At 67.2% G+C, this 25,060-nt stretch carries 23 protein-coding genes and 1 tRNA gene; 14 read left to right on the top strand and 10 right to left on the bottom strand.

Annotated features, from left to right (window positions below):
• Nucleotides 1-23: 23 nt before the first annotated feature.
• The gene (locus ACZ5YD_RS02120) at nt 24-1,496 is read right to left on the bottom strand and encodes an aldehyde dehydrogenase family protein (protein ID WP_379740188.1); all 1,473 of its coding nucleotides are present in this window, start codon (nt 1,494-1,496) and stop codon (nt 24-26) included.
• A 108-nt stretch (nt 1,497-1,604) separates the two neighbouring features.
• Here ACZ5YD_RS02120 and ACZ5YD_RS02115 point away from each other — a divergent pair, with 108 nt between their 5' ends.
• The 7 genes from ACZ5YD_RS02115 (at nt 1,605) to ACZ5YD_RS02085 (ending at nt 8,946) form a co-directional block, all read left to right on the top strand.
• Nucleotides 1,605-2,735: a zinc-dependent alcohol dehydrogenase gene (locus tag ACZ5YD_RS02115; RefSeq protein WP_379740191.1), complete on the top strand. Its 1,131-nt coding sequence runs from the start codon at nt 1,605-1,607 to the stop codon at nt 2,733-2,735.
• 4 nt (nt 2,736-2,739) lie between these two features.
• Nucleotides 2,740-3,810 carry a glycerol dehydrogenase gene (locus ACZ5YD_RS02110; RefSeq protein ID WP_379740194.1) on the top strand — a complete coding sequence of 357 codons (1,071 nt, stop codon included), beginning with the start codon at nt 2,740-2,742 and terminating at the stop codon, nt 3,808-3,810.
• A 71-nt stretch (nt 3,811-3,881) separates the two neighbouring features.
• A complete protein-coding gene (locus ACZ5YD_RS02105; RefSeq protein WP_379740197.1) occupies nt 3,882-4,865 on the top strand; it encodes a thiamine pyrophosphate-dependent dehydrogenase E1 component subunit alpha in 984 nt (327 codons plus the stop codon).
• On the top strand, nt 4,862-5,845 hold the full coding sequence (locus ACZ5YD_RS02100) for an alpha-ketoacid dehydrogenase subunit beta (RefSeq protein WP_379740200.1): 984 nt from the start codon (nt 4,862-4,864) through the stop codon (nt 5,843-5,845). Before ACZ5YD_RS02105 ends, ACZ5YD_RS02100 begins: the two co-directional genes overlap by 4 nt.
• 2 nt (nt 5,846-5,847) lie before the next feature.
• The gene (locus ACZ5YD_RS02095) at nt 5,848-7,530 is read left to right on the top strand and encodes a dihydrolipoamide acetyltransferase family protein (RefSeq protein WP_379740204.1); all 1,683 of its coding nucleotides are present in this window, start codon (nt 5,848-5,850) and stop codon (nt 7,528-7,530) included.
• Between the two features lie 276 nt (nt 7,531-7,806).
• Nucleotides 7,807-8,595 carry an IclR family transcriptional regulator gene (locus ACZ5YD_RS02090; protein WP_379740207.1) on the top strand — a complete coding sequence of 263 codons (789 nt, stop codon included), beginning with the start codon at nt 7,807-7,809 and terminating at the stop codon, nt 8,593-8,595.
• 111 nt (nt 8,596-8,706) lie between these two features.
• Nucleotides 8,707-8,946 carry a hypothetical protein gene (locus tag ACZ5YD_RS02085; RefSeq protein WP_379740210.1) on the top strand — a complete coding sequence of 80 codons (240 nt, stop codon included), beginning with the start codon at nt 8,707-8,709 and terminating at the stop codon, nt 8,944-8,946.
• Nucleotides 8,947-8,965: 19 nt separating this feature from the next.
• On the opposite strand, the gene ACZ5YD_RS02080 is transcribed toward ACZ5YD_RS02085, so the two are convergent.
• Nucleotides 8,966-9,925, bottom strand: a complete 960-nt coding sequence (locus ACZ5YD_RS02080; protein ID WP_379741320.1) for a zinc-dependent metalloprotease — start codon at nt 9,923-9,925, stop codon at nt 8,966-8,968.
• A 177-nt stretch (nt 9,926-10,102) separates the two neighbouring features.
• Here ACZ5YD_RS02080 and ACZ5YD_RS02075 point away from each other — a divergent pair, with 177 nt between their 5' ends.
• The 4 genes from ACZ5YD_RS02075 (at nt 10,103) to ACZ5YD_RS02060 (ending at nt 14,943) form a co-directional block, all read left to right on the top strand.
• Nucleotides 10,103-11,164, top strand: coding sequence for a M20/M25/M40 family metallo-hydrolase (locus ACZ5YD_RS02075; RefSeq protein ID WP_379740213.1), 1,062 nt, complete (start codon nt 10,103-10,105; stop codon nt 11,162-11,164).
• Between the two features lie 132 nt (nt 11,165-11,296).
• Nucleotides 11,297-12,799, top strand: a complete 1,503-nt coding sequence (gene purF, locus ACZ5YD_RS02070; RefSeq protein ID WP_379740215.1) for an amidophosphoribosyltransferase — start codon at nt 11,297-11,299, stop codon at nt 12,797-12,799.
• A gap of 244 nt (nt 12,800-13,043) precedes the next feature.
• The gene (locus ACZ5YD_RS02065) at nt 13,044-13,778 is read left to right on the top strand and encodes a halocyanin domain-containing protein (protein ID WP_379740218.1); all 735 of its coding nucleotides are present in this window, start codon (nt 13,044-13,046) and stop codon (nt 13,776-13,778) included.
• A gap of 205 nt (nt 13,779-13,983) precedes the next feature.
• On the top strand, nt 13,984-14,943 hold the full coding sequence (locus ACZ5YD_RS02060) for a sensor histidine kinase (protein ID WP_379740221.1): 960 nt from the start codon (nt 13,984-13,986) through the stop codon (nt 14,941-14,943).
• Here the strand turns inward: ACZ5YD_RS02060 and ACZ5YD_RS02055 are convergent.
• Nucleotides 14,931-15,491, bottom strand: coding sequence for a DUF420 domain-containing protein (locus tag ACZ5YD_RS02055; RefSeq protein WP_379740224.1), 561 nt, complete (start codon nt 15,489-15,491; stop codon nt 14,931-14,933). The two genes, ACZ5YD_RS02060 and ACZ5YD_RS02055, sit on opposite strands and share 13 nt — an antisense overlap.
• A 190-nt stretch (nt 15,492-15,681) precedes the next feature.
• On the opposite strand from ACZ5YD_RS02055, the gene ACZ5YD_RS02050 reads away from it, so the two are divergent.
• Nucleotides 15,682-15,766, top strand: a tRNA-Leu gene (locus ACZ5YD_RS02050).
• A 177-nt stretch (nt 15,767-15,943) separates the two neighbouring features.
• Nucleotides 15,944-16,453: a transcriptional regulator gene (locus tag ACZ5YD_RS02045; protein WP_379740227.1), complete on the top strand. Its 510-nt coding sequence runs from the start codon at nt 15,944-15,946 to the stop codon at nt 16,451-16,453.
• 79 nt (nt 16,454-16,532) lie between these two features.
• Here the strand turns inward: ACZ5YD_RS02045 and katG are convergent, their stop codons facing one another.
• The gene (gene katG, locus ACZ5YD_RS02040) at nt 16,533-18,692 is read right to left on the bottom strand and encodes a catalase/peroxidase HPI (protein WP_379740230.1); all 2,160 of its coding nucleotides are present in this window, start codon (nt 18,690-18,692) and stop codon (nt 16,533-16,535) included.
• A gap of 232 nt (nt 18,693-18,924) precedes the next feature.
• Here katG and ACZ5YD_RS02035 point away from each other — a divergent pair, with 232 nt between their 5' ends.
• A complete protein-coding gene (locus ACZ5YD_RS02035) occupies nt 18,925-20,241 on the top strand; it encodes a phosphoribosylamine--glycine ligase (RefSeq protein ID WP_379740233.1) in 1,317 nt (438 codons plus the stop codon).
• Here the strand turns inward: ACZ5YD_RS02035 and ACZ5YD_RS02030 are convergent.
• The 6 genes from ACZ5YD_RS02030 to ACZ5YD_RS02005 form a co-directional block, all read right to left on the bottom strand.
• Nucleotides 20,238-20,621, bottom strand: a complete 384-nt coding sequence (locus tag ACZ5YD_RS02030) for a hypothetical protein (RefSeq protein ID WP_379740236.1) — start codon at nt 20,619-20,621, stop codon at nt 20,238-20,240. The genes ACZ5YD_RS02035 and ACZ5YD_RS02030 overlap by 4 nt on opposite strands.
• Nucleotides 20,622-20,711: 90 nt before the next feature.
• Nucleotides 20,712-21,125 (bottom strand): thioredoxin, encoded by a 414-nt coding sequence (gene trxA, locus ACZ5YD_RS02025; protein WP_379740239.1) that lies wholly within the window; start codon nt 21,123-21,125, stop codon nt 20,712-20,714.
• A 60-nt stretch (nt 21,126-21,185) separates the two neighbouring features.
• A complete protein-coding gene (locus ACZ5YD_RS02020) occupies nt 21,186-22,202 on the bottom strand; it encodes a metal ABC transporter permease (RefSeq protein ID WP_379740242.1) in 1,017 nt (338 codons plus the stop codon).
• The gene (locus ACZ5YD_RS02015; RefSeq protein WP_379740245.1) at nt 22,199-23,008 is read right to left on the bottom strand and encodes a metal ABC transporter ATP-binding protein; all 810 of its coding nucleotides are present in this window, start codon (nt 23,006-23,008) and stop codon (nt 22,199-22,201) included. The genes ACZ5YD_RS02020 and ACZ5YD_RS02015 overlap by 4 nt, the downstream gene beginning before the upstream one ends.
• A complete protein-coding gene (locus tag ACZ5YD_RS02010) occupies nt 23,005-24,120 on the bottom strand; it encodes a metal ABC transporter substrate-binding protein (protein WP_379740248.1) in 1,116 nt (371 codons plus the stop codon). Before ACZ5YD_RS02010 ends, ACZ5YD_RS02015 begins: the two co-directional genes overlap by 4 nt.
• 294 nt (nt 24,121-24,414) lie before the next feature.
• On the bottom strand, nt 24,415-24,966 hold the full coding sequence (locus ACZ5YD_RS02005; protein ID WP_379740250.1) for a hypothetical protein: 552 nt from the start codon (nt 24,964-24,966) through the stop codon (nt 24,415-24,417).
• Nucleotides 24,967-25,060: the final 94 nt, after the last annotated feature.

Below are 25,060 nucleotides of genomic sequence, written 5' to 3'. Positions count from 1 at the left end.
AGTCCGGCTCCCCGAAGGGGGAGTTACTCGTTGTGCGTCACGTAGACGGCCTTCTCGTGGGTGTAGAAGTCGAGCGCCTGGCGACCCTGCTCCTTGAAGGTCTCCGTGCTCGAGTTCTTGCGACCGCCGAAGGGCATCTGCATCTCGACGCCCGTCGAGGTCTGGTTCACCTTCACGATGCCCGTCTCGATGTCGCGGGCGAACTGCTTGGCGTGGTCCAGACGGTTCGTACAGATGGACGCGGAGAGGCCGTACTCGACGCCGTTCGCGACCTCCATGGCCTCCTCGTAGTCCCCGACCTCGATGACCGAGAGGACGGGTCCGAAGATCTCCTCCTGTGCGATCCGCATGTCGGGCTCGACGTCGGTGAAGACGGCCGGCTCGATGTAGTGGCCGCCGGCGAACTCGCCGTCCTCGATCCGGCTTCCTCCGGTGCGAAGCGTGGCGCCCTCCGACTCGCCGATCTCGACGTACTCGAGGTCGCCCTCGAGGCTGTCCGCCGAGGACTTCGGTCCCAGGTCGGAGCCCTCCTCGAGGGGATGTCCGACGGTGAGCGACTCGACGCGCTCGAGGAGGCGATCGACGTACTCGTCGTGGACCTCGTCGAGAACCACGGCGCGGCTCGTGGCGGTACACGCCTGCCCGGAGAGGCCGGTGAACGCGCCGTTGATCGTCAACTCGACGGCCAGGTCGATGTCCGCGCTTTCGTCGACGATGATCGGGTTCTTGCCGCCCATCTCACACTGGACGCGCTTGCCGGCCTCCGCGGCCGCGGTGTGGACGTGGTCGCCGACCTGGTAGCTGCCCGTGAAGGTGACGATGTCGACGTCGTCGTTCGTCGTGATCTCGTCGCCCACGTCGCTGCCGGAGCCGGGGACGAAGTTGATGACGCCCTCCGGAACGCCCGCCTCCTCGAATGCGCGCACGAGCTCGGCCGCGATGGCCGGCGTCTGGGAGGCCGGCTTGAAGACGATCGTGTTGCCGGCGACGAGCGCCGGGGCGATCTTCCAGGTCGGGATCGCGATCGGGTAGTTCCACGGCGTGATGACGCCCGCCGTCCCCCACGGCTCGCGCTGGGTGTAGGTGAGCGTGTTCTCGCTGGCGCTCGGGGGCGCGTTGCCGCCGGCGTCGCGTGCGACCTCGGCGTAGTAGTTGAGCAGGTCGATCGTGCGCTGAAGCTCGCCGCTCGCCGCGCCGATCGTCTTGCCCATCTCGCGGGTGACGAGCCGGCTGAGCTCCTCCTTTCGGTCCTCGATGATGGAGGCGGTCTCGTGGAGGTAGGCGCCGCGCTCGTGGGTCGTCAGGGACGCCCACTCGTCTTGGGTCTCGACCGCGGCGTCGATCGCCGCCTGCGCGTCCGCGCGGTCGCCCTTTGCGACCTCGGCGACGACCTCGTCGGCGTCGCTCGGATCCGTGGAGACGATCGACTCGTCGGTGTCGGTGATCCACTCGCCCGCAACGTACAGCCCGGTTGGCTTCGAGCGTTGTTCTGACATCGTACCGTCCATTGCCGAGGATGGAGTATAAGGGTTCTGTGTCCCTCCTCGCGGGACGTGGTAGCTACACCCAAAAGATAAGTATCGAACTCGCGAGTATCCGATCGAATGCAATCGAGCGCACTCGTCATGGAGGAGCCGGGCAGCCTCGCACAGCGCGAGCTCGAGGTCCCGGATCTCGGCCCGAACGACGTCCTCGTCGAGGTCGAGCTGAGCGGCATCTGCGGGTCGGACGTGCACATGAACGACGGCGGGATGGATCTCGAGTTCCCGGTCGTTCCCGGCCACGAGTTCGCCGGGAGGGTCGCCGGCGTGGGCGAGTCGGTCGAAAGCGACTCGAAGGGCGACCCGATCGCGGAGGGCGACCCGATCACGGTCGTGCCCGGGATCGTCTGCGGCGAGTGTTGGTACTGCGACAACGTTCCGGCCCGCCCGACGACCTGTGAGGACCGCGACGTCTACGGCTTCCTGAACGTCGACTACCGACAGGGGATCCACGGCGGGTTCAGCGAGTACGTCCTCGTCGACGACCGGGCCAGCTTCTACCGCCTCCCCGACGGCATGGACGTCGAGCTGGGCGCGCTCGCGGAGCCGCTTTCGGTCGCCACCCGGGCCTTCGAGCGCGGGTTCGCTCCGGGCGTCCCGGACGCACGCGAGGGGTTCGGGATCGGCAAGTCGGTCGCCATCCAGGGGGCCGGTCCCGTGGGACTGCTCGCCGCCAGCGCCGCGAAGGCGGGCGGCGCCGGAGAGGTGATCATGGTCGACGCGGTCGAGGAGCGGCTCGAACTCGCCGAACGGTTCGGCGCGACGGAGACCGTGAACTTCACGGACTACGAGGGCGAGGAGGCCCTGATCGACGGCGTGAAGTCGCTCACGAGCGGCCACGTCGGCCCGGATCTCGTCATCGAGGCGGCCGGCGTCCCCGACGCCGTGACCCAGGGCATCGAGATCGCCCGCGACGGCGGCACGCTCGTCGAGGTCGGTCACTACGCCTACAACGGCGAGACGGACCTCAACCCGACCCGGATCGTCCAGAAGGACCTCGACGTCCACGGCAGCCTCGCGTACCCGCCCATTCAGTTCGAGACGGCCATCTCGCTCCTCGACCAGCTCGGCGGGGAGGTCCCCTTCAGGGAGCTGTTCAACTGCAAGACCGACTTCGAGGACGCCGAAACGGCCTACGAGAGACAGGCGAGCGGCGAGGCCTACCGGGCGACCATCCACCCGGGCGGCGTCTGAGACCATGAGGCGTCTCATCGCTCCCGCCTCCTACGTGCAGGGCCGCGACGTGCTCTCGAACGCCGATTCGTTCGCGGCGCTCTCGGCAGACCGGGCGCTGCTTCTGGGCGGCGAGACCGCGCTCTCGACCGCCGAGTCCGACCTCCGATCGGGCTTGGAGGCGGCCGGTATCGACGTGGTCGCGGTCGAACGCGGCGTCGACACGTGCACGTTCGACCGCATCGACGAGCTCGTAGAGCGGGTCGAGACGGCGCGTGCGAACCTGGTCGTCGGGGTCGGCGGCGGCGTGGCGCTCGACACCGCCAAGGCCGTCTCCGAACGGAGCGGCACCGAGCTGGCGATCGTCGCGACCATCGCGAGCACGGACGCCCCGTGTAGCTCCGTGTCAGTCGTCTACGACGCCGACGGCGGGTTCGACGAATACGTTCACAGGCGTCGCAATCCGGAGCTCGTTCTCGTCGACACGGCGATCGTCGCCGAGGCCCCGGAGCGGTTTCTGCGGTACGGGCTCGGCGACGCCTTCGCGACCCGATTCGAGGCGGAGACCGTCGCGGGATCGTGGAACGGGACCCACGCCGGCGGCGTCCCCACGGACGCGGCGTCGACCCTCGCGAGACGGAGCTTTCGGAACGTCGCCGACCACGGTCCGGCGGCGCTCGCCGCGGTTCGTCGAGACGCCGTGACGCCGGCCGTCGAGCGGATCGTGGAGACGAACACGCTGCTTTCCGGGGTCGGCTTCGAGAGCGGCGGCCTGGCCGCGGCCCACGCCTTCGGGAAGGGGTTCTCGCGCGTCGGCGCGAAGGCCCCACACGGACTCACGATCGCCTTCGCGACGATCGCACAGCTCGTCTTGGAGGACCGCGACGCCGACGTCCTCGAGGAGGCGCTCCGGGTCGCCGGATCCGTCGGGATCGACAACGCGCTTTCGGAGCTGGGGATCGACGCCGACCTCGAGGCGGTCGCGACCGAGTCGTGTCGCGACGACACCACGATGTCGAACGAACCGATGGACGTCACGCCGTCGATGGCGGCGGACGCGCTGGCGACGGCCGACGAACTTCTCGAGGAAATCTAAAGAAGTATCTCTCCGTATTTTACGTCTTCGGAGGGGAAGCTTAATACACCTCCGATACCGACGAATTCGACATGGGTTCGAGTGACACACAACGGCGGGAGGTGTACGAGCACCTCCTCTTCGTGCGTCGGTTCGAGGAGCGGGTCCTCGACGCCTACGAGTCGGGCGGGGTGCCCGAGCTGCCACACCTGAGCATCGGACAGGAGGCGGTCGGCGTCGGGGCGACCTACGCGTTGGCCGACGACGACTGGATCGCCCCCTCGCTTCGAACGCGCGCGCCGATCCTGATGCGGGTTCCCCTGGAGACGGTGACGGCCGGCATGTTCGGGACGCGGTCGGGGCCCTCCTCCGGGCGGACGACCCAACACCACATGGGCTCTACGGAACACGCCATTCTCGGGACGACCGGGATGGTCGGGAGCCACCTCAACGCCGCCGTCGGGGCGGGTCTCAGCAGCCGTCAGCTCGGGATCGACCGGGTCTCGATGGTCTTCTTCGGCGACGGCGCGACGACCCGCGGCGAGTTCCACACCGCGCTCAACTACGCCGCGGTCGAGGACCTCCCCGTCGTCTTCGTCATCGAGAACAACCTCTGGACCGAGGAGACGCCGATCAGCGAGGTCGCGGCGGTCGACGACCTCGTCGACTTCGCCGGCCACGACCTGCCGAGCGTGATCGTCGACGGCCAGGACGCCGACGAGGTCGTCGACGTCGCCACGGAGGCGGTCGACCGGGCCCGCAGGGGCGACGGTCCGACCCTCATCGAGGCGAAGACGTACCGGTACCGGCCACACGCGGAGGTCATCCAGGAGCGGCGTCCGAAAGAGGAACTCGAGAAGTGGAAGCGCCGGGATCCGGTCGACATCTACCGCGAGCGCCTGCTCGACCACGGGATCGCGGACGAGGAGTGGCTCGAGGAGATCGACGAGTCGATCCGCGAGGAGATCGACGAGGCGTTCGCGTTCGCCGCCGAGGATCCGCTCCCCGACGAGGAGGCGATGTACCACGTCTACAAGGACGTCGAAGTCGATCGCAACGGGGGTGTCGTCCGATGACGACGAGCGAACTCTCCGTCAGGGAGAGTATCAACCGGGCGCTGGCCGAGGAGCTCGAGCGCGACGAGCGCGTGTTCGTCTACGGCGAGGACGTCGGCGACTACGGCGGCCTCTATCAGGTGACCACGGGACTTCAAGAGGAGTTCGGCGAGGAGCGCGTCTTCGATACGCCGCTTTCGGAGACGATGCTCGGCGGGACCGCCGTCGGCGCCGCGTTGACCGGCACCCGCCCGGTGATGGAGATCATGTTCGGCGACTTCCTCGCGATCATCGCCGACCACGTCACGAACTACGCGGCGAAGATGCACTTCAACTACGGCGACGGGACGAGCGTCCCGCTCGTGATCCGGACCAACTACGGGGCCGGCGACCAGTTCGGGCTCCACCACAGCCAGAGCCCGATCGCGTGGTTCCAGAACGTGCCGGGGATCAAGGTCGTGGCGCCGTCGACGGCCCACGACTACGCCGGCCTGTTGAAGTCCGCCATCCGCGACGACGACCCCGTGATCTTCCTCGAGAACAAGCTCCGCTACGAGGAGGAGGGGACGGTCCCCGACGAGGAGTTCACCGTGCCGCTTTGTCGCTCGGAGGTGAAACGCGAGGGCGAGGACGTCACGATCGTCGCCATCGGTGGGATGGTGGACGTGGCACGGGAGGCCGCCGAGTCGCTCGCCGCGGACGGGGTGGACGCGGAGATCGTCGACCCGCGGACGGTCGTCCCGCTCGACAAGGAGCCCATCTTCGAGTCGGTCCGCAAGACCCACCGGCTCGTGGTCGTCCACGAGGCGGCGACCTTCGGCGGGTTCGGCGGGGAGATCGCGGCCGAGGTCGCAGAGGAGGCGCTGTTCCACCTGGACGCGCCGATCGAGCGCGTCGGCGCCCCCTTCACGCCGGTTCCCTTCGCGGAGAACCTCGAGGAGGCGTACCTCCCCGACGAGGACGACGTGATCGAGGCGGTCCGATCCACCCTCGGTGAGTGAACATGTACACGATCACGCTTCCGAAGAGCGGGAAGACGGTCGAGGAGGGAACCATCCTCGAGTGGCACGCGGAGGTGGGCGATCCGGTCGAGGAGGGCGATCCGGTCCTGTCCTTCGAGTCGGAGAAGATGTCCAGCGAGATCGCGGCGGAGGCCGACGGCGTCCTGCTCGAGCGGCTGGTCGAGGAGGGCGAGACCGTGTCGGTCGGAACCGAGCTCGGATACGTCGGCGATCCCGGCGAGTTGACGGAGGAGGCAAGGAGCGAGGCGACGTCCGCGGGCGAGTCCGCCGACGAGGGCTCGACGGCCGAAGGGGGAGCGACGACCGGGAGCGGCGGCGAGCCCGAATCGTCCCCGGATCCGTCGCCGTCTCCCGCCTCGAGTCGCGAGAGCGCGGTCACGCGGCGAGTCGAACCGGGAACCTACCGATCGACGCCGTCCGCGCGCCGCGCCGCCCGCGAGGCGAACGTGGATCCGGACGCGGTCGCGGCCGCGACCGGCGCGAAACACCTCACGCGGGACCACGTCGAGGCGTACCTCGAAGGCGGGGGAGACGGAGCCGAAGCCGGAGCCGAGGGATCGGTTGCCGACGCCACGAGCGGCGAGCGCGCGAGCGAACCGGCGATCCTGGACGAGACGGAACTGGAGGTCGAGCCCGTGGCGAACCCGACGGACGCGGACGCGCTCGCGACGCCGTGGGCGCGCGTGTTGGCGTCGAACCACGGCGTGTCGATCGCGGCGGTCGCGGAGGACGCCGGAACCGACCGCGTCCGCGCCGCCGACGTCGAGGCGTACCTCGATCGCACCCTGGATGAACCCGTCGGGACGGCCGAGGCGGGTGCGGTGACTGACGGGACGGCCGGATCGGCGGCGGACGGAACGCCCGGATCGGCAGTCGAGGGCGCAACGGCGGAGACGGAGTCCGCCGGTGCGGGAACGGGGGTAGAGGAACCCGACGAGGGGCCGGCCATCGAGCGCGAGGACCCGCTCGCCGGGACCGCGGGCGTGATGTTCGAGCGGATGAGCCGGGTCACGAACGAGTACGCGAGCACGACGACGGTCGCCCGCGTGGACGTAACCGATCTCCTCGGCCTGTACGACCGCCTCTCTGCGGCGTGGGACGCGACCGTCGAGGACGACGCCGACGGGAACGGGGGAGCCCCGCTGTCGCTCACCGCCTTCGTGATCCGTGCGGTCGGCCGGACGCTGCCGAGATACGACGTGCTCAACGCGGAGGTGACCGACGACGAGAGCCTGCGCGTCTACGAGGACGTGAACGTCGGCATCGCCGTCAACACCGACGACGGCCTGCTCGTTCCGACGATCTACGACGCCGACGACCGGCCAGTCCGGGATCTGAGCCGGGAGATAGACCGCCTCGCCGAGGGTGCACGGACGCGCTCGCTCGAACGATCGGACCTCGAGAACGGCACGTTCACGGTCTCGAACGCCGGGAGCCTCGGCGCCTACATCAACACCCCGCAGATCAACCCGCCGCAGACGGCGATCCTCGGCATGTGTACGATCTTCGAGGAGGCCGGCGTCGTCGACGGCGAGGTCGAGCCGCGGGAGATGATGCACCTGACGCTCACCTACGACCACCGCGTGGTCGAGGGGGCGACGGCGGTCGGCTTCCTCCAGGAGGTCAAATCCCTCCTCGAGTCGCCCGAATCGCTCCTCTCGTAGGCCCGAGACGTTACTCTCGTCGAGCAGACGTTTTCGGAGAGATACCGGATCTCGATCACGTGATTTTGATCCCGATCGGTCTCAGTGCGCGCCTCGGAATGGTCGCAGCTCATCGATCGAACGTCCACGGCGTTCGATGTGCTGGCATGTTCAAACTCGATGATATTGCACTGATATGTGTTCCATACGGGCTGATCGGGCACGTACGGTCGGATCGACCGCCTCGCAGTCTTTATACGGCCGTCAGCCCTACGGACAGGTCCGCGAAGGCCCACAATGTCACGAGAGAGCGGCGGACGCAAGATCCAGTCGGTCGACGTCTCCTGTACCATCATCGAGTACCTCCGGCGGGCGAACGAGGCCACGGTCTCGGAGGTCGCGGAGGCCGTCGATCTCTCCCCGGGGTCAGCTCACACGCACCTCGCGACGCTCATGGATCACGGATACGTTCGCAAGGCCGACGGTACCTACCGGCTCGGTCCGGAGTTCCTCACGCTCGGCGAGCACGTTCGGAACAACGACGTCCTCTATCGGGCTGCAAAGGAGGAGATCGAGGATCTCGCGGAGACGACCGGCGAGAGCGCCCACCTCATCATGGAACACCGCGGCCGCGTGCTCGTGTTGTACGAGGTGTTCGGCGACGACGCCGTCGGCGAGCGCTACCACGCGCGAAAACGCGAGGAGAGCCTCCGTCACCTCCACTGTACGGCCTCCGGAAAGGCGCTTTTGGCCGAACTCCCCCGCGATCGCGTCGAAGCGATCGTCGACGAGCAGGGCATGGAACACAGGACCGAGAACACGATCACGGACCTCGAGGAGCTCCACGAGGAGCTCGGACGGATCCGCGATCGGGGCTTTGCGATCGCCGACGAGGAACAGATGGTCGGGATCCGCGCGGTCGGCGCCCCGATCGTGTGTTCCGACGGTCGCGTCGCGGGGGCGCTTAGCGTCTCCGGCCCGGCGAGTCGAATGGACGACGGTCGGATCCACGGCGAACTCGCGGAGCGGGTCGTCCGGGCCGCAAACGTCGCCGAGGTGAACCTCAACACCGAACGTGGTGTGTGAGATCCGGATCGCGTCCGGACCATTCATGCCCGTTCGGCGACAACCCCGTCGCATGGACACGGACGGGTACGTGCCGGGTCGCGTCGGGACGGGACCGGGGGAGGATCGATGATGGTCGATCCGATGTCCCAGGAGGAACGCGACAGCGGCAACTGGCTGCTCAAGATGGTTTTCGTCGCCGTGATCACGATGTCCGCGGGAATGATCGCCGTTCAGGCGGGTGCGACGACGGGCGAGCTGCTCGCGGCGGTCGGCGGCGGGTTCGTCTTCTCCGCGGTGCTTCTGTGGTACGTCGTCCGCACCCTCGGGGAGCTTTCGACCGGCCCGAGCGCGGATCGAAATCGACGGTAGATCGAGTCGGCCGAGCCGATCACGGATCGACGCGACGGATCCACGCGTCCGGCCGGTCGAGTTCGGCGGACGTCGGGAGCGATTCCGGTCCGTCCCAGGCCGCCGTGGCCGCCTCGATCCCGCGTGCGTCCGCGACGTGCTCGAAGAATGCCGACCCGCGCTCGTACTGGCGGCGCTTGAGTCCGAACCCGAGGAGCCGCCGGACGACCCGCGCGATCGGACCGGCGGCCCGTCGGCGCTCGTCGAGCTTGCGCCGGAGGTCGACGTAGGTGTCGTCGAACGCTCGGTCCATGAGCAGCTCCGCGTATCCCTCGACGGCGGTCATCGCCGCGTCCAGCTCCCGGAACGCCTCCCTGTCGAGCTCGCCGTCGGCCATCGCGAGGACGCCCGCCTCCATGCGCGACTCGAGGTACTCCGAGAGCCAGGGCGCCGCGCCGAACTCCGCGGCGTGGGCCACCTCGTGGAACGCGATCCAGCGGCGGAACCGGGGGTAGTCGACCTCGAGTGCGTCCGCCGCCTCGACGACGTTCGGATGGACGAAGTAGAGCCCGTGGTCGCCGTCGGGATCGTCGGCCAAAAGGAGCGGATCGTACTGTCCGAGGACGTTGCGCGCGAGGAAGCCGAGGAGGACGGACATCGTTCCGGTGTTCGCGATCCGCGAGAACTCGGGGAACCACGTCGAGGCGTGTGACTCGATCGGCGCCATCACCGTCCGGAACGTCTCGACGTTGGCGTCGATCCAGTGGTGTCGGTTCTGGATCTGTGCGGTCGCCGGGACGTCGAAGGACAGCTTCGAGACGTCGCGGATCCGGTCTCTCGCCGCCCGCACGTCGCCGGCGTACCCCTCTCGATCGGCCCGCGAGAGATCCAACGAGCCGGGATCGGTTCCCTCCTTGGCGGCGGTCGCCGCGTTCTCCCAGTCGACGACTCCCGTGCCGGAGGCGTCGGCCACCGCCCGAACGCTACGGAGGAGGTTCATGGCCGTGGTCGGGGTGCCGAAGGGAAAGCGTTTGCGTCCAACCACTGCCACATCCGCTCGCGCTCGCCGATCGAACGCGTCCGTGTCCGGGATGGCCCCACACCGTTTTAGGTCCGTGATCGCGGCGATCCGGTTCGGGTCGTCGGTTTGATACGGATCGCTCACGATGGATCGCCCATGGACGAACGACGGCGGGAGTTCTTGGAGGACCTACTGGAGACGCCGAGTCCCTCGGGGTTCGAGACGGACGGCCAGCGGGTGTGGATCGACTACGTCGAGCGATTCGCCGACGAGATCGAGGTCGACGCCTACGGAAACGCGATCGCGGTCCACGAGGGGAGCGGCGACGGCCCGGAGATCGCCGTGACCGGCCACGCCGACGAGATCGGCTTCATCGTCCGGGACGTGCTGGAGGACGGCTACCTCCGGATCGCCTCGGTGGGCGGGGCCGACCGCACCGTCTCGAAGGGCCAACACGTGACGATCCACGCCGACGAGCCGGTCCAGGGCGTCATCGGACAGACGGCTATCCACCTGCGGAACGGCGGCGAGGAGGAGTACGAGGACGTCTCCGCGCAGTTCGTCGACGTCGGCGCCGACGACGAGGAGGAGGCACACGAACTCGTCGAGGTCGGCGATCCGGTGACGTTCTCGACGACGCTCCGTGAGCTTGCGGGCGATCGCCTCGCGGCCCGGGGCATGGACAACCGGACGGGGACGTGGTGTGCCGCCGAAACGCTGCGGCGCGTCTCCGAGGCCGACGTCGACGCGACCGTCTACGCCGTCTCGACGGTCCAAGAGGAGATCGGCCTCCAGGGCGCGCGAATGGTCGGTCACGGCCTCGATCCCGACGCGTTCCTCGCCGTGGACGTGACACACGCCACGGACACGCCCGGCGTCGAGGCCAAGCGACGCGGTCCCGTCGAGCTCGGCGAGGGACCGGTCGTCACCCGCGGCAGCGTGAACCATCCCGTGCTCGTCGATCTCGCGCGCGAATCGGCGGACGACGCGGGGATCGACGTCCAGCTGCAGGCGGCCGGAACCCGAACCGGAACCGACGCCGACGCCTTCTACACCTCGCGGTCCGGCATCCCCTCGCTCATCGTCTCAATCCCGAATCGATACATGCACACGCCCGTCGAGGTGATCGACACGGCGGACCTGACGGACGTCCCCGACCTGTTGGCCGCGGTGGCGGAGGCGGCCGGCGAATACGACGAGTTCGCGGTCGACGTCTGATCGCGAACGCGGGAGGGGATCGATCGGCAGCGAGCGCGTGACGATCCAGAATTATGGATCGATCTGTTTGCTCTCGACACCGAAGACGCACAAACACGAGTCTTTTTACGAGTCGATCACGGACCGATCGATATGGAACCCCGAGGGGATGGGACCGCCTCCGGCCCGCGCGAGAAGTGCGGCGTCGTGGGGGTCGCACTCGAGGACCGTTCGGCGTCGCGACCGCTTTATTACGCGCTGTACGCGCTCCAACACCGTGGCCAGGAGTCCGCGGGGATCGTCACCCACGACGGCTTCCAACAGCACGGTCACGTCGAACGCGGACTCGTCGGCGACGCCTTCGATCCCGAGGACCTGGAGTCGCTGAACGGGACGACTGGGATCGGCCACGTCCGGTATCCGACCGCGGGCAGCCTCGACAAGAGCTGTGCACAGCCCTTCTCGGTGTCGTTCAAGTCCGGATCGCTGGGGCTCTCGCACAACGGTAACCTCGTAAACGCCGACGAGATCCGAGAGGATCTGGCACACCAGGGTCACGCGTTCACCTCCGACGGGGACACGGAGGTCATCGCCCACGACCTGGCGCGAAACCTCCTCGATCGCGACCTCGTTCGCGCGGTGAAGCGCACGATGGAGCGGATCCACGGCTCCTACTCGCTTTCGATCATGCACGACGACACCGTTCTCGGCGTACGGGACCCGAAGGGCAACCGGCCGCTCTGTATCGGGCGGCTGGAGGACGGCTACGTGCTCGCCTCCGAGTCGGCGGCGATCGACACCCTCGACGGGGAGCTGATCCGCGACGTCAGGCCGGGGGAGCTCGTCGTCCTCGATCCCGACGGGACCGGCTACGACACCTACCAGCTCGTCGAGGAGGACAACACCGCCCACTGCTTTTTCGAACACGTCTACTTCGCCAGGCCCGACTCCGTCATCGACGAGGAGCTCGTCTACGAGGTTCGCCGGAACCTCGGCCGGAAGCTCTGGGAGGAGGCGGGCGTGGAGACCGACGTCGTCATGCCGGTTCCCGACTCCGGGCGGGCGTTCGCCTCGGGCTATGCCGACGCGGCCAACGAGACGACCGCCGACGGAGAGCCCCGCCCCGACGGGGACGACGGGGTCGAGTTCGCCGAGGGGCTGATGAAGAACCGCTACGTCGGCCGGACGTTCATCATGCCGACCCAGGACGAACGCGAGCGGGCCGTTCGGCTCAAGCTCAATCCGATCAAATCGACGGTCGAGGGGCGGACGGTGACGATCATCGACGACTCCATCGTTCGCGGGACGACCTCCACACAGCTCGTCGACCTCGTCTCGGAGGCGGGCGCCGAGGAGGTCCACATGCGGATCGGCGCGCCGCCGATCGTCGCGCCGTGTTATCTGGGGATCGACATGGCGACTCGCGAGGAACTCATCGCCTCCGACCGGTCGACGGAGGAGATCCGCGAGGCGATCGGGGCCGACTCCCTGTCGTATCTGTCGATCGACGCGATCGCCGAGACGCTCGATTCCGACCATGGGGACCTCTGTCTGGGCTGTGTGACCGGGGAGTATCCCTTCGACGTCGAGGGCGAAACGACCGATCGCGACGTGCAGCGGCCGGCCATCGGCGGGGAGCCCCTCGCGGACGACTGATCGCGGACGACTGATCGCGGGCGACTGATCGCGGGCGATCATGGCGATGGGAACGATCGACGACGGCTGAGGGACCGGAAGCCACCGTCATCGTCATGGTCTACGTCGCGTCATCGAGATCGATCAGTGATCGATACGCGATCTTTTCCGGATACCCGTCTCGGCCGCACATGTTCGTGTGGTGTGTCCCACTCGGCGGGAACGGGCGCGGGGATATACCCCCGTGGGGCTCCGACGTTCGAACATGTCCGAAACGAACGCGGTTTCACGGGACGCATCGGGCGCCGACGGCGGGGCGACCCTCGGTCGGCGCGAGTTCTTCCGCGTGGGGGCGGGCGCGGCGGCCGCCACGGCGGGGATCGCGGCCGGCTCCGGCACGGTCGCGGCAGCCTACGACGGCTGGCTCGAGGACGTGAGCAACTACGAGGGGACGGTCGACCACACCGGCGAGGACGAGGTGACGGTGACGGTCGGGGCCGGAAACGGCCTGCTGTTCGATCCGCCCGCGATCCTCGTGGATCCGGGCACGACGGTCGTCTGGGAGTGGAGCGGACAGGGCGGCCAGCACAACGTCGTCCACGCCGACGGGGACGCCTTCGGCTCCGAGCTGACCGAGGAGGCGGGCTACACCTTCGAACACGTCTTCGAGGAGGAGGGAACCTTCCCGTACAGCTGTGAACCCCACGAGACGGTGGGAATGAAGGGCGTCGTCGCCGTCGGAAGCACCGACGACGACCTCGTCGAGCCCGAAGGCGGCGGTGGGGAGGGAGGTTCCGGCGGCGGCGACTCAAACGGCGACTCGGGTGGCGGTTCCGGTTCGGCGAACGGGTCGGGAGGCGGCGACGGCGGGAACGCCTCCGCTCCCGCCTCCGGCGGCGTGACGCTCTCCGGGAACGACCTCGTCGGGATCGGCTTGACCCTCGGCTTTTCGGCCGTGCTGTTCGCCCTCGCGTTCGGGAACATCGATCCCGAGGAGTGAGGATCCGAAGCGACTCCGGAGTTCGGATCGCTTCCAGGATCCGGAGCGGCTCCAAGGCCATGGCCCGCTTCAGGATCGCCGGGATGTAGGCCATGGAGTCGCGTGGATCGAGGATTCGACCGTTCTCGTGTGGGGAGCCGACGTCGTCGATCGGCCAACGAAAGAGCTACCTTGAGTGTGACATGTTATCATTCCAAGGTCCGACATGAGATCCCTTCGGCGATTCTTCGCGGGCGCGCCGTTCAACGTGGCGGCGGCCTACGGGCTCTTCGGCGTCGTCTGGATCGTCGTCACCGACCGACTGGTGGCCGCCTTCGCCGAGACGTCGATGCAGGCGGCTCGGGTCCAGACGGTAAAGGGGTGGATCTTCGTCGGCCTCTCCTCCATCGTCGTCTACGGACTGGTCTTGTCGGGCCAGCGGGACCTGCAGGCGACGAACGAGCGGCTCAACACGGCGCTCCAGCAGATCAACATCCTCCATCGGATCCTCCGGCACAACCTCCGAAACTCGTGTAACGTGATCCAGGGGAACGCGGAACTCCTCTCCGGAGAACTCTCCGGGGAGCCCGAGGAGTACGCCGAGACGATCGCCGCCCAAAACGAGCGACTCGTCGAGTTGAGCGAGAAGTCCAAACGGCTTCGCGACGTCGTCTTCGAGGACTCGCCGCCGCGACGGCACGTCGACCTCGTCTCCCTGATCGACGATCGGCTCGCGGCGCTTCGCGAGGCGAATCCGAACGCCACCGTCGAGGCGGACCTCCCCGACCGGCTCGAGGTCGAGACGGACCCCCGAATCGGGGATGCGCTCGACGAACTCCTCGAGAACGCCCTCGAGCACAACGACGCCGATCGTCCGACCGTCCGAGTCGAGGTGCGATCGGCCGGCAGCGGGAAGGTGGTGATCGACGTCGCCGACGACGGACCCGGGATCCCCGAGATCGAGCGTCAGGTCCTCGAGAAGGGCTTCGAGGCGCCCCTCTTCCACTCACAGGGGCTCGGACTGTGGATCGCGAGAACGCTCGTCGTTCACATGGGCGGGACCTTCCGGATAGTCGACAACGAGCCGCGGGGATCCGTGGTCAGACTGACGCTGCCGCCGGCCCCCGAACGGGGCCGTTCCCGTCCCCGTTCGTGCCCCCGTCCGCCTCGAACTCAAAAGGCGTGATACAACATGGCGTAGACGGCGACGCCCATCGCGAACGAGACGATCCAAAGCGGGGCCGCGAGCCGGCCGATCCGCCGATGGTTCGTCTCGGGGATCGCGGCGATCGGACGCGTGAGCGCCGAAACGAGCGCGTAGAACACGAGCGGGATACAGACGATCGCGAGCAGGATGTGAACGGCGAGGACGGGCAGGTAGACGTAGAGGTAATACCGTTCGGGGCCGGGGAACGACGCGGTTCCGACGAGGGTCAGCCGCCACAGATACCCGGCGAGAAACGCCGCAAACAGGACGGTCGACGCCGCCATGAACGTTCGATGACGGTCGACGTCGCCGCGTCGGATCGCCCGCCAGCCGAGCGAGATGGTCGCGACCGCCGCGAGCGAGAGGGCGGCGTTGAGGTGCGGAATGGAGGCGAGCACCGCCGGGCCGGGATCCGGCACGTAGGTCGTCGGTATCGACCGCGTCACCGCGCCGAAGACGAGCGCGAGCGCGAGGACGGACAGGACGGCCGTCGTGAGCGGGACGTGATCGCGAGGACGGAGCGCCATACCGGCGGTACGGGGACGCGCGGAAAGGGGTTGTCGGTCGGGGATCCGCTCGAACGTCGGTCGCACCCGCTCCGATGCCGATTCCGAGGTCAGTTCCGATCCCGGTTCGGCACGTCCGCACACGATCCGATCGAATGGAAGGGCTTTTAATCGGGGACCGGATAGGGAGGAATGCGAGAAAACGACGCGAGCGTGGGTAGCCAAGCCAGGCCAACGGCGCAGCGTTGAGGGCGCTGTCCTGTAGAGGTCCGCCGGTTCAAATCCGGTCCCACGCATCGCAGGCGGCACACCCGCCACGTCGATGCACGGTGTTGTCTCTACGACAGCACCCACGCACAATTCTTCCGAAGGCAACGTCGACGAGCGACCGCATTCGCCACGGTGTCGATCGTCGAAGCTCGCCGGAGCGCATCGCTCGTTTGTTTTAAACCCCTGCGGGCGATACCCGGGATATGGCCAAATACTCGACGGGGTCGCGCGGCGGCGGCGACGACGGCGACTCCTGCGAGCTCTGTGGACGCGAGACGAGCGACCTCCGGCGGGCGAACGTCGCGGGCGCGAAGCTCCTCGTCTGTTCGAACTGCAGCCCTCACGACGACACGAACGCGGGGAAAAGCGACGATCAGGACCGTTCGAGCGACTCGCCGAGCCGGAAGCAGGAACTCGCACGAAAGCAGGCGGAGCTGTACGACGCCGGCAAGGGGGACGCCAGCCACTGGGAGGAACACGGCACCGATTACGAGGACGACCAGCTCCCGTACCTCGTCTCCGGATACGGGGCCCGCGCGGAGGCGGCCAGACAGGAGGCGGGACTGACCGTCGAGGAGCTCTCCGAGGAGCTGGGCCTCGAGGAGGACGACGTGCTGGCGGTCGAACAGGGACGAGCGGCACGCGCGAACGTCGGCGGGTCCGTGATCCGGGCGCTCGAGAAGCGGCTGGACGCGACGCTCGTCGACGAGTGAGGATCGCGACGAAGGAACGTCGACCCGGGTTCGGACGATTCGACCGCGGCCGTCGACGATCGCGGTGATCGAGGCGGCCCTACTTCAGTTCGAAGCGGTCGAGCGTCATGACCTTGCTCCACGCCTCGACGAAGTCCTCGACGAGCTGCTCCTCGCCGTCGGCGGCGCCGTAGACGTCGGCGACGGCCCGCAGCCGGGAGTTCGAGCCGAAGATGAGGTCGAATCGGGTGGCCTCCCACTCGACGTCGCCGGTCTCGCGGTCGCGGATCTCGAAGACCTCTCCGTCCTCGTCGACCGGCTCCCACTCGTAGTCCATGTCGAGCAGGTTCACGAAGAAGTCGTTGGTCAACGCCCCCGGCCGATCGGTGAGAACGCCGCGGTCGGAGTCACCGTAGGTGGCACCCAGCGCACGCATGCCGCCGACCAGAACCGTCATCTCGGGGACCGTCAGGTTCAGGAGATCCGCTTTGTCCACCATTCGCTCCTCGAGCGAGTCGTACAGGTCGTCGAAGTCACCCTCACCGAGGTAGTTCCGGACGGCGTCGACCTTCGGCTCGAGTACCTCGAAGGACTCGACGTCGGTCTGTTCTTGAGTGGCGTCCGTCCGGCCGGGTTCGAACGGCACGTCCACGTCGTAGCCGGCCTCGGCGGCGGCCTGCTCGACGGCCGCGTTGCCGCCCAACACGATCAGGTCGGCCAGCGAGACGCGCACGTCGTCGGAGCGTGAGCCGTTGAACTCCTCTTGGATCTCCTCGTAGGTTGCCAGGGTCGTCTCCAGCTCCTCGGGTTCGTTGACCTCCCAGCTCCGCTGGGGCTCCAGTCGGATCCGGGCGCCGTTCGCGCCGCCGCGTTTGTCGCTGTCGCGGTACGTCGATGCCGCAGCCCACGCCGTCTTCGCGAGCCGTGAGACCGGGAGGTCCGACTCGAGGATCGACGCCTTGAGCTCCTCGACCTCCTCGTCGCCGATCGAATCGTAGTCGGCGTCCGGGATCGGGTCCTGCCAGAGCATCGCCTCCTCGGGGACCTCCGGGCCGAGGAACCGATCCGGCGGGCCCATGTCGCGGTGGATGAGCTTGTACCACGCCTTCGCGAACGCCGCCTGGAACTCGTCGGGGTTCTCCTGGAAGCGCTCCAGGATCTCCCGGTAGTCGGGATCGTGTTTCAAGGCGACGTCGGTCGTCAGCATCATCGGCTGTTCCGTCTTCGAGGAGTCCTGTGCGCCCGGGGCGTGTTCGATCTCGTCCGCCTCGACCGGATGCCACTGCCAGGCGCCGCCGGGACCTTTGACGGAGGTCCAGTCGTGTTCGAGCAGGTTGTCGATGTAGCCCATGTCCCACCGGGTCGGCGCGTCGGTCCACGGCCCCTCGATGCCGCTCGTGATCATTCCGCCGATGTCGTCGAAGTCGTGCTTCCAGCCGAGGCCCTGCTCCTCTATGGGCGCCGCCTCGGGTTCGGGGCCCTGGTGCTCCTCGGGGTTGTCCGCCCCGTGGACCTTCCCGAAGGTGTGGCCGCCGGCGATGAGCGCGACCGTCTCCTCGTCGTTCATCGCCATCCGTTCGAACTCCTCGCGGATGTTCTTCGCGGAGCCTTCGACGTCGGGCTCGCCGTCCGGTCCCTCGGGGTTCACGTAGATGAGCCCCATGACGGTGTTTGCGAGGGGGTCCTTGAGGTTGCCAACCTCGCCGTCCTCGTACCGTTCGGGGGAGGTCGTTTCCCACTCCGTTTCCGGGCCCCACTCGACGGCCTCGTTGGACTTGAACTCGTCCACGCGACCCCCGGCGAAGCCGTACGTCTCGAATCCCATCGACTCGAGAGCGACGTTTCCGGCCAGGACGATCAGGTCGCCCCACGAGAGCTTGCGGCCGTACTTCTGTTTGACCGGCTGGAGCAGCCGGCGTGCCTTGTCGAGGTTGATGTTGTCCGGCCAACTGCTCTCCGGCGGGAGACGTTGAAGGGCCCCGGACGCGCCGGCGCGTCCGTCGCTCGTTCGGTACGTCCCGGCGCTGTGCCACGCCATTCGGATGAAAAGCGGCCCGTAGTGGCCGTAGTCGGCCGGCCACCACTCCTGTGAGTCCGTCATCACGTCCTCGATGTCCGCCTTCACCGCCTCGAGGTCGAGCGTTTGGAACTCCTCCGCGTAGTCGAAGTCCTCGTCGTACGGACTGACGTCCCGAGCGTTGTCGTCGAGAACGTCCAGTCGCAATAGGTTCGGCCACCAGTCCTCATTGGACCAGGTCATATACGACTACTGGTTGCGTGGTTAGCCTCTTAAGGTTGTCTTCCCCCGAATCGTCGGGCGTCGATCCGCGAACACCGTCGGGTCGATCGTGGCGATATTTCGACCCGAACCGGGGTTCGTACGCCGGGTACGCCCACGCGGTTCGTTCGGGGGCAGACCTGTCGATCGATCGGGGGGACGGACTCGTCGATCGGAGGACAGAGTTCAAGTCGCTGCTGGGCGATAGCCACCCATGGCATCCGAACGCTTCCTGTTCGTCTCCGCGGACGCGGCGCTCATCACGGACCTCGCCTGGCAGGTCCACCGCGAGGGCCACGACGTCAAGTACCACATCGAGGCCGAAAGCGACCGGGAGATCGGCGATGGATTCGTTCCCAAGACGGACGACTGGCGCGCAGAAGTGGAGTGGGCGGACGTCATCATCTTCGACGACATCTGGGTCGGCTCCGACATCGGGACTGGCGCGCTCGCTGAGGAACTCCGCGAAGACGGGAAAGCCGTCGTCGGCGGGACGCCAAACACCGATCATCTCGAAGAGGATCGAGGGTATGCGATGGAGATTCTCGAAGAACACGGTGTGAATACCGTCGAACACCACATCTTCGATAGTTTCGACGCGGGGATACAGCACGTCCAAGAGAACCCTGCACCGTACGTCATCAAGCCGCTCGGAGAGGTTCAGAACGTCAAGCGGCTACTGTACGTTGGGAATGAGGATGACGGTAGTGACGTCGTTGAGGTGCTGAAAGCCTACAAGAAGGCATGGGGGCACCGAATGAAGGGATTCCAACTGCAGCGGAAAGTTGAGGGCGTCGAAGTCGCTATCTGCGGGTTCTTCAACGGCAACGAGTTCATTGACCAGGTCAATTTTAATTTTGAGCATAAGAAATTATTCCCAGGGAACATCGGGCCCCAGACCGGCGAAATGGGGACGTCGATGTTCTGGGCAAGCCAGAACAAATTATTCAAAGAGACCTTCGGCAAACTGGAGGACTGGCTCGCCAGCGAAGGATACGTTGGGAGCATCGACATCAACTGCATCGTGAACGAGAACGGCATTTACCCGCTGGAGTTCACACCCCGGTTCGGGTACCCGACGATTGCGCTGCAGGAAGAGTCCATCGAGTCATCGACTGGCAAGTTCTTCTACGACCTCGCACATGGTAATGACCCAGAAGTAGAGGTGCACAACGGGTACCAGATCGGCGTGCGGATCGTCCTGCCGCCGTTCCCGTTCGACGACGAGAAGACGTACGATGAGAACTCTCGGAATGCAGCTGTGGTGTTCGAGACGGACAGTCGCGACGGGATCCATCTCGAAGATGCGAAGAAGGTTGATGGTCAGTGGCGCGCGGCGGGCGACAACGGAATGCCCATCGTCGTGACCGGGAAGGGCGACACGATGCAGGCCGCACGTGAACAAGCATACGACCGGATCGACGACATCGTGATGCCCAACATGTACTACCGCGACGACATCGGCGAGCGGTGGATCGACGGCGACGGCGACAGGCTGCAGGCGTGGGGCTATCTGGGGCCGCAGTCCTAGGCGGCTTCCGTTCCGACGTCGTCCTCGACGACGGTCGCCCGCGGGACCACGTCGATCGTCGTCTCCGGGCCCATCTCGGTCCCGGATTCGACCGACTCCACGCGGAGAACCACGTCCTCCGGACTGGCACACCCGCAGCTCACGAACTCCTCCCACTCGTCACCGACGGCGATCGCTCCGGCGTGGGCCCGTCGGAGGTAACGGCGGAAAATGGGTTCCCGTATGCCCTCGGCGAGCCATTCGTCGTCCGCGACCCACCAGCCGTCGTTTCCGTCCTGATCGGCCTCTGGCGACCGGAACGAGAGGAGAACTCGATCCGCCTGTTTCCCGCCGTCCCCATCTGCCTGTTTCTCGCCGTTCCGTGGCTCCGTCGATCCCATCGGGCTACGGCCTCCGTGAACGTTCGTCCGGAGCGACCGATGGCGGGGACGTGACCCCCGAGATGGTGCCCATGGAAACGTGTCCCCCGGTCATCGTGCCGTGTGGGATTCGACGAGCGCTCGAAGCTCCGCTTCCCCCTCGAGGCCGACGACCTCCTCGACCTGCTCGCCGTTCGAGAACAGGACGAGCGTGGGAACGCCCCGGACCCCGTAGGCGGTGGCGAGCTGCTGGTTCGCGTCGACGTCGACCTTCGCGACGGCCGCGTCCGTCTCCGCCGCGAGGGATTCGACGATCGGCTCGAGCATCCGACACGGCCCACACCAGTCGGCGTAGAAGTCGACCAGAACGACGCCGTGCTCGCCGACGACGTCGTCCAGCTCGGCCTCCCCGTCGATCGGAACCGGTTCGGACGGCGTCGGTGACGCCGAGCCGTCGCCCGTTTCCTCCCGGGTTCGAAGCTCCTCCAGCTTTCGCCGTCGGATCTCCTCTATCTCCTCGCTCATCGATCCGACGTACGGGCTCCATCGACTTATGTATTTGTATGGTCGTCACAATACTGTCGATCACTCGACGCGGGGTGTACCGTCCTCCGGATCGATGCGCTCGGTCTCCGCGGATTCGGGGTCCCCCACGGCGGTCTGTACGCGACCGACCGCGACGGCCACGACGTAGATCGCGACGGCCACGAGTACGATCGCGGGGCCGCCGGTCACGCCGCCGTAGTACGCGACGCCGATCCCGAGGACCACCGCCAGCTCCGCGAGGAGGATCGAGACGACGATCGACTCCGTAAAGCTTCGCGAGACCTGCGTCGCCCCCGCGACCGGGACGACGAGCATCGCCGCGACCAGGATCACGCCCATGATCTGCATCGCGCCCACGACGACCATCGCGGTCAACATCACCGTGATCCGGTTGTACCACCGGACCGGGATCCCGGCGACCGCGGCGGCGGTCTCGTCGAACGTGACGTAGAGCAGCTGGTTGCGCGTCACCCCGACCGTCGAGACGATCACGGTAAAGAGGACGAGCAGGACGACCGCGTTCGACGGCGAGACCGTAGAGAGGTTGCCGAAGAGGTACTGGTCGATCCCCACCGCGAGCCCGCCGGCGTTGAGGCTGATGAGCGTGGACCCCAGCGCGAATCCGGTCGAGAGCACGATCGCCATCGAGACGTCGTTGTAGGCGTCCGTCGCCTCCGAGATGAGTTCGATGGTGAGCGCCGCGATCACGGCGACGATCACGGCCGTCAGGTACGGCGACACGCCGAGATCGATGACGGCGTTGAGGAACAGCCCGACCGCGACGCCGGCGAAGGCCGTGTGCGCGAGCGCGTCGCCGATCAGCGCGAGCTGGCGGTGAACCAGGAACGTCCCGATGAGCGGCGCCATCACGCCGATACAAAGTCCCATGAGGAGCGCGCGGTACATGAACCGGAAGCTCGGATCGAGCAGCTCCAGGCCGGTGGCTCGATAGAGCTGTACCATCAGCCAGTACCACAGATCGAGGATCAGATAAAACGGGGCGAGAACCGCCTCGATCGGGGAGATCTGGAGCGCGAGCGTGAGCGTCTCGATCATCGCCGGTCGCTCCCGGGGCGGGTCGTGAGTCCGAAGGCCTCGACGAGCGCCTCGCTCTCGAGGAACGCCTCGCTGTCCCCGTCGAAGCGGATCCCGCCGTCGAGACAGACGACGCGTTCGGCGTGGTCCGTGACGGCGCCGAGATCGTGCTCGACGAGCAGCACGGTGATCCCGGAGTCGTTGAGCGACTCCAGCAGGGCGTAGAACGCCTCGACGGACTCGGCGTCGACGCCGACGGTCGGCTCGTCGAGCACGAGCAGATCCGCCTCGCCGGCCAGCGCGCGAGCGATGAACGCGCGTTGGCGCTGGCCGCCGGACAACTGCGTGATGCGGCGGTCGGCGAACGAGCCCATCCCGACGGTCTCGAGCGCCCGATCGACGATCCGCCAATCCTCGGCGGAGAGCAGCCCGAAGCGGACGTGGGGGAACCGTCCCATCTTGACCACCTCACGGACCGTGATCGGCATCTCGCGTTCCGCGCCGGATCGCTGTGCAACGTAGCCGATCCGGGAGCCGTCGTCGAAGTCGTGGGCGAGTTCGCCGAACGTCCGGGCCGTCCCCTGGTCCGGCCGGAGGAGCCCCAGCACGAGCCGCATCAGCGTCGACTTGCCCGAGCCGTTCGGGCCGACGACGGCGACGTACTCCCCCGCGTCGATCCGGAGGGACACGTTCCGAACCACCGGAGTAGAGGCGTATCCGAACGTGACGTCTTCGAGTTCGACGACGGGCGCCGATGAGTTGTCGGCGGGAGTCCCCGAGCGGTCGGCGGACGCGTTCGAGGTGGATGCGGACGGCGGGACGCTCATTCGAAGTTCCTCCACGTCTCGGCCCACCCGTCCGGACCGGCCTCCTCGGGCGTCCGGTTCCCGAGCACGACCTCGAAGGTGGGCATGTTGATGTTGTAGGCGATCTCCTCGTACCCCCAACCCTCCTCGACCCAATCCTCGCGGACGCCGGCGTACGGCGTCACCGGGAAGTACGCCTCGACGGACGTCTCCTCGAGCAGCTGTCTGGCCGGTCGTCGCGTCTCGAAAACGGCCGCGGCGACGTAGCGGATGTCGTTCTCGTCGATGACGGCCTTCGCCTCGGTGATGTCCGAGGGCTTGATGTCGCCGCTCGCCGCGAGGTTCTCCACGAGCGGACGCATCTCGACGCCGTATCTGACGCCGAGGTACTGGAAGGCGTTGTGGGCCGCGAGCTGGACGACGTCGCGGTCGGCGGCCTCGAATATCCGCCGGTAGTCCGCGTCGATCCGGTCCAGGACGTCCGTCTTGTACGTCTCCGCGTTCTCCCGGAGCACGTCCTCGTGGTCCGGCGCGATCTCGAGGAACCCCTCGAGGATGTTGTCCACCGATCGCTTCGCACGGTGGGGATCCAACCAGAAGTGGGGATCCCTGCCGCGTTCCTCCCCGACGCCCTCCTCGTCCCGATCGAGGCTGGCGGCGAGGCCGACGAGGTCGATCCCCTCGCGGACGTTTATGAGCCGGGTGTCGACGCCGTCCGCCTCGATCGTCTCGATCGCGCGGTCGGCCCACGGCTGGAAGTCCTCCCCGACGTGGACGAACGCGTCGGCCTCAATGATCTCCCGGGTGATCTGCGCGTTGGGCTCCCAGCCGTGTCCGTGTAGTCCGGTCGGCACGAGGTTTCGAACCTCGATCGGCGTCCCCCGTGCGATGGTTTTGGCGAAATCGTAGAAGCTGAAGAAGGAGGCGACTGCGACGGGACCGTCCGTGGATCCGGCGCCGTCGCCACCGTCGCCGTCGTTCCGGTCGTCTTCCCCGTTCGGATCGTCGTCGCTTCCGGGGTCGCTCGCGCCGGAGATACAGCCGGCGAGGCCGGCGGCGACGAGCGCGGACCCGGAGCGAAGCGCCCGCCTCCGGGAGAGGTGCGGCCGTCGTGACGGTTCGACGTCGTTCATGATCGCATCGAGATAGGCCTTGACAGTATATGAATTCTTCTACTCTAAGAAAATATTTAGAGTAGTCTAATTCACACGCTCTCCGAAACGCTCCGACTTCGGAGACGAACGTTCCCGTTTCCAATTCGAGGACGAGCGGTCCCGCTCAGTTTCGGAGACGAACGTGGCTCTCACCGGGCTCGATTCCCTCCAGAGGCCGATCTGCGGAAGTCGTCGAAAATCGGGTGTGGACCGCGGTTTCGAGAAAGGATTACGGCGACGGGGGCCGCGACGGCGGCGGTGTACGGCCGACGATCACTGGAAGCCGCGGCCGACCTCGTCCTCCTCGATGAGGTCGTCGAGCTCCGACGAGAGGAGCCGCTCGGCCTCCTCGAACTCGTCCGTCAGGTCCTCGAGCTCGTCCGGTCGCCCGTCGAACTCGTAGTCCATGGGACCGAACGCCGGGGAGTCGACCGCCTCCATCACGTCCTCGAAGAGGTGGTCGGGGTCGGTCGGCGCCTCCGCGTGCACCTTCAGCGTCTCCTCGAGGCGGGTCGCCATGTCCTCGGCGTGGTCCTCGTCCTCCGGCGGCGTCCGGACCGCGAACCGGCCCGGGTCGTCCTCGCGGGGAAAAAGCGGCTCCAGGCCGTCGTCGACGCGCCTCGCGACCCGGGTACCGACGCCGCGGAGATCGTGGGGACTCTTCGCGTACGTCTTGAGCTGGTAGACCCCCACGTTCGGGTGGCCGACGAAGAGGTCCTCGCCGAGCCCCTCCCGGCGGCTGCCGGCGACGGCCCGCCAGCCGTCCGGGTCGTTCGACTCCTCGGTCACCTCCTGGAGGATGTCCTGCCAGTCTCGAACGCGCATGTCCATCGGTTCCCCGCCGGAACGCAAAGGCGTGTCGGTGGCGGTCAGGGAGGCGCTTCGACGGCGATCGGATCAACGACGGCGATCCGCCGCC

The organism is Halopenitus salinus (assembly GCF_055397165.1).
Note: the sequence above shows the minus strand (reverse complement) of the source record. Positions and strands in the feature narration are given on the sequence as shown.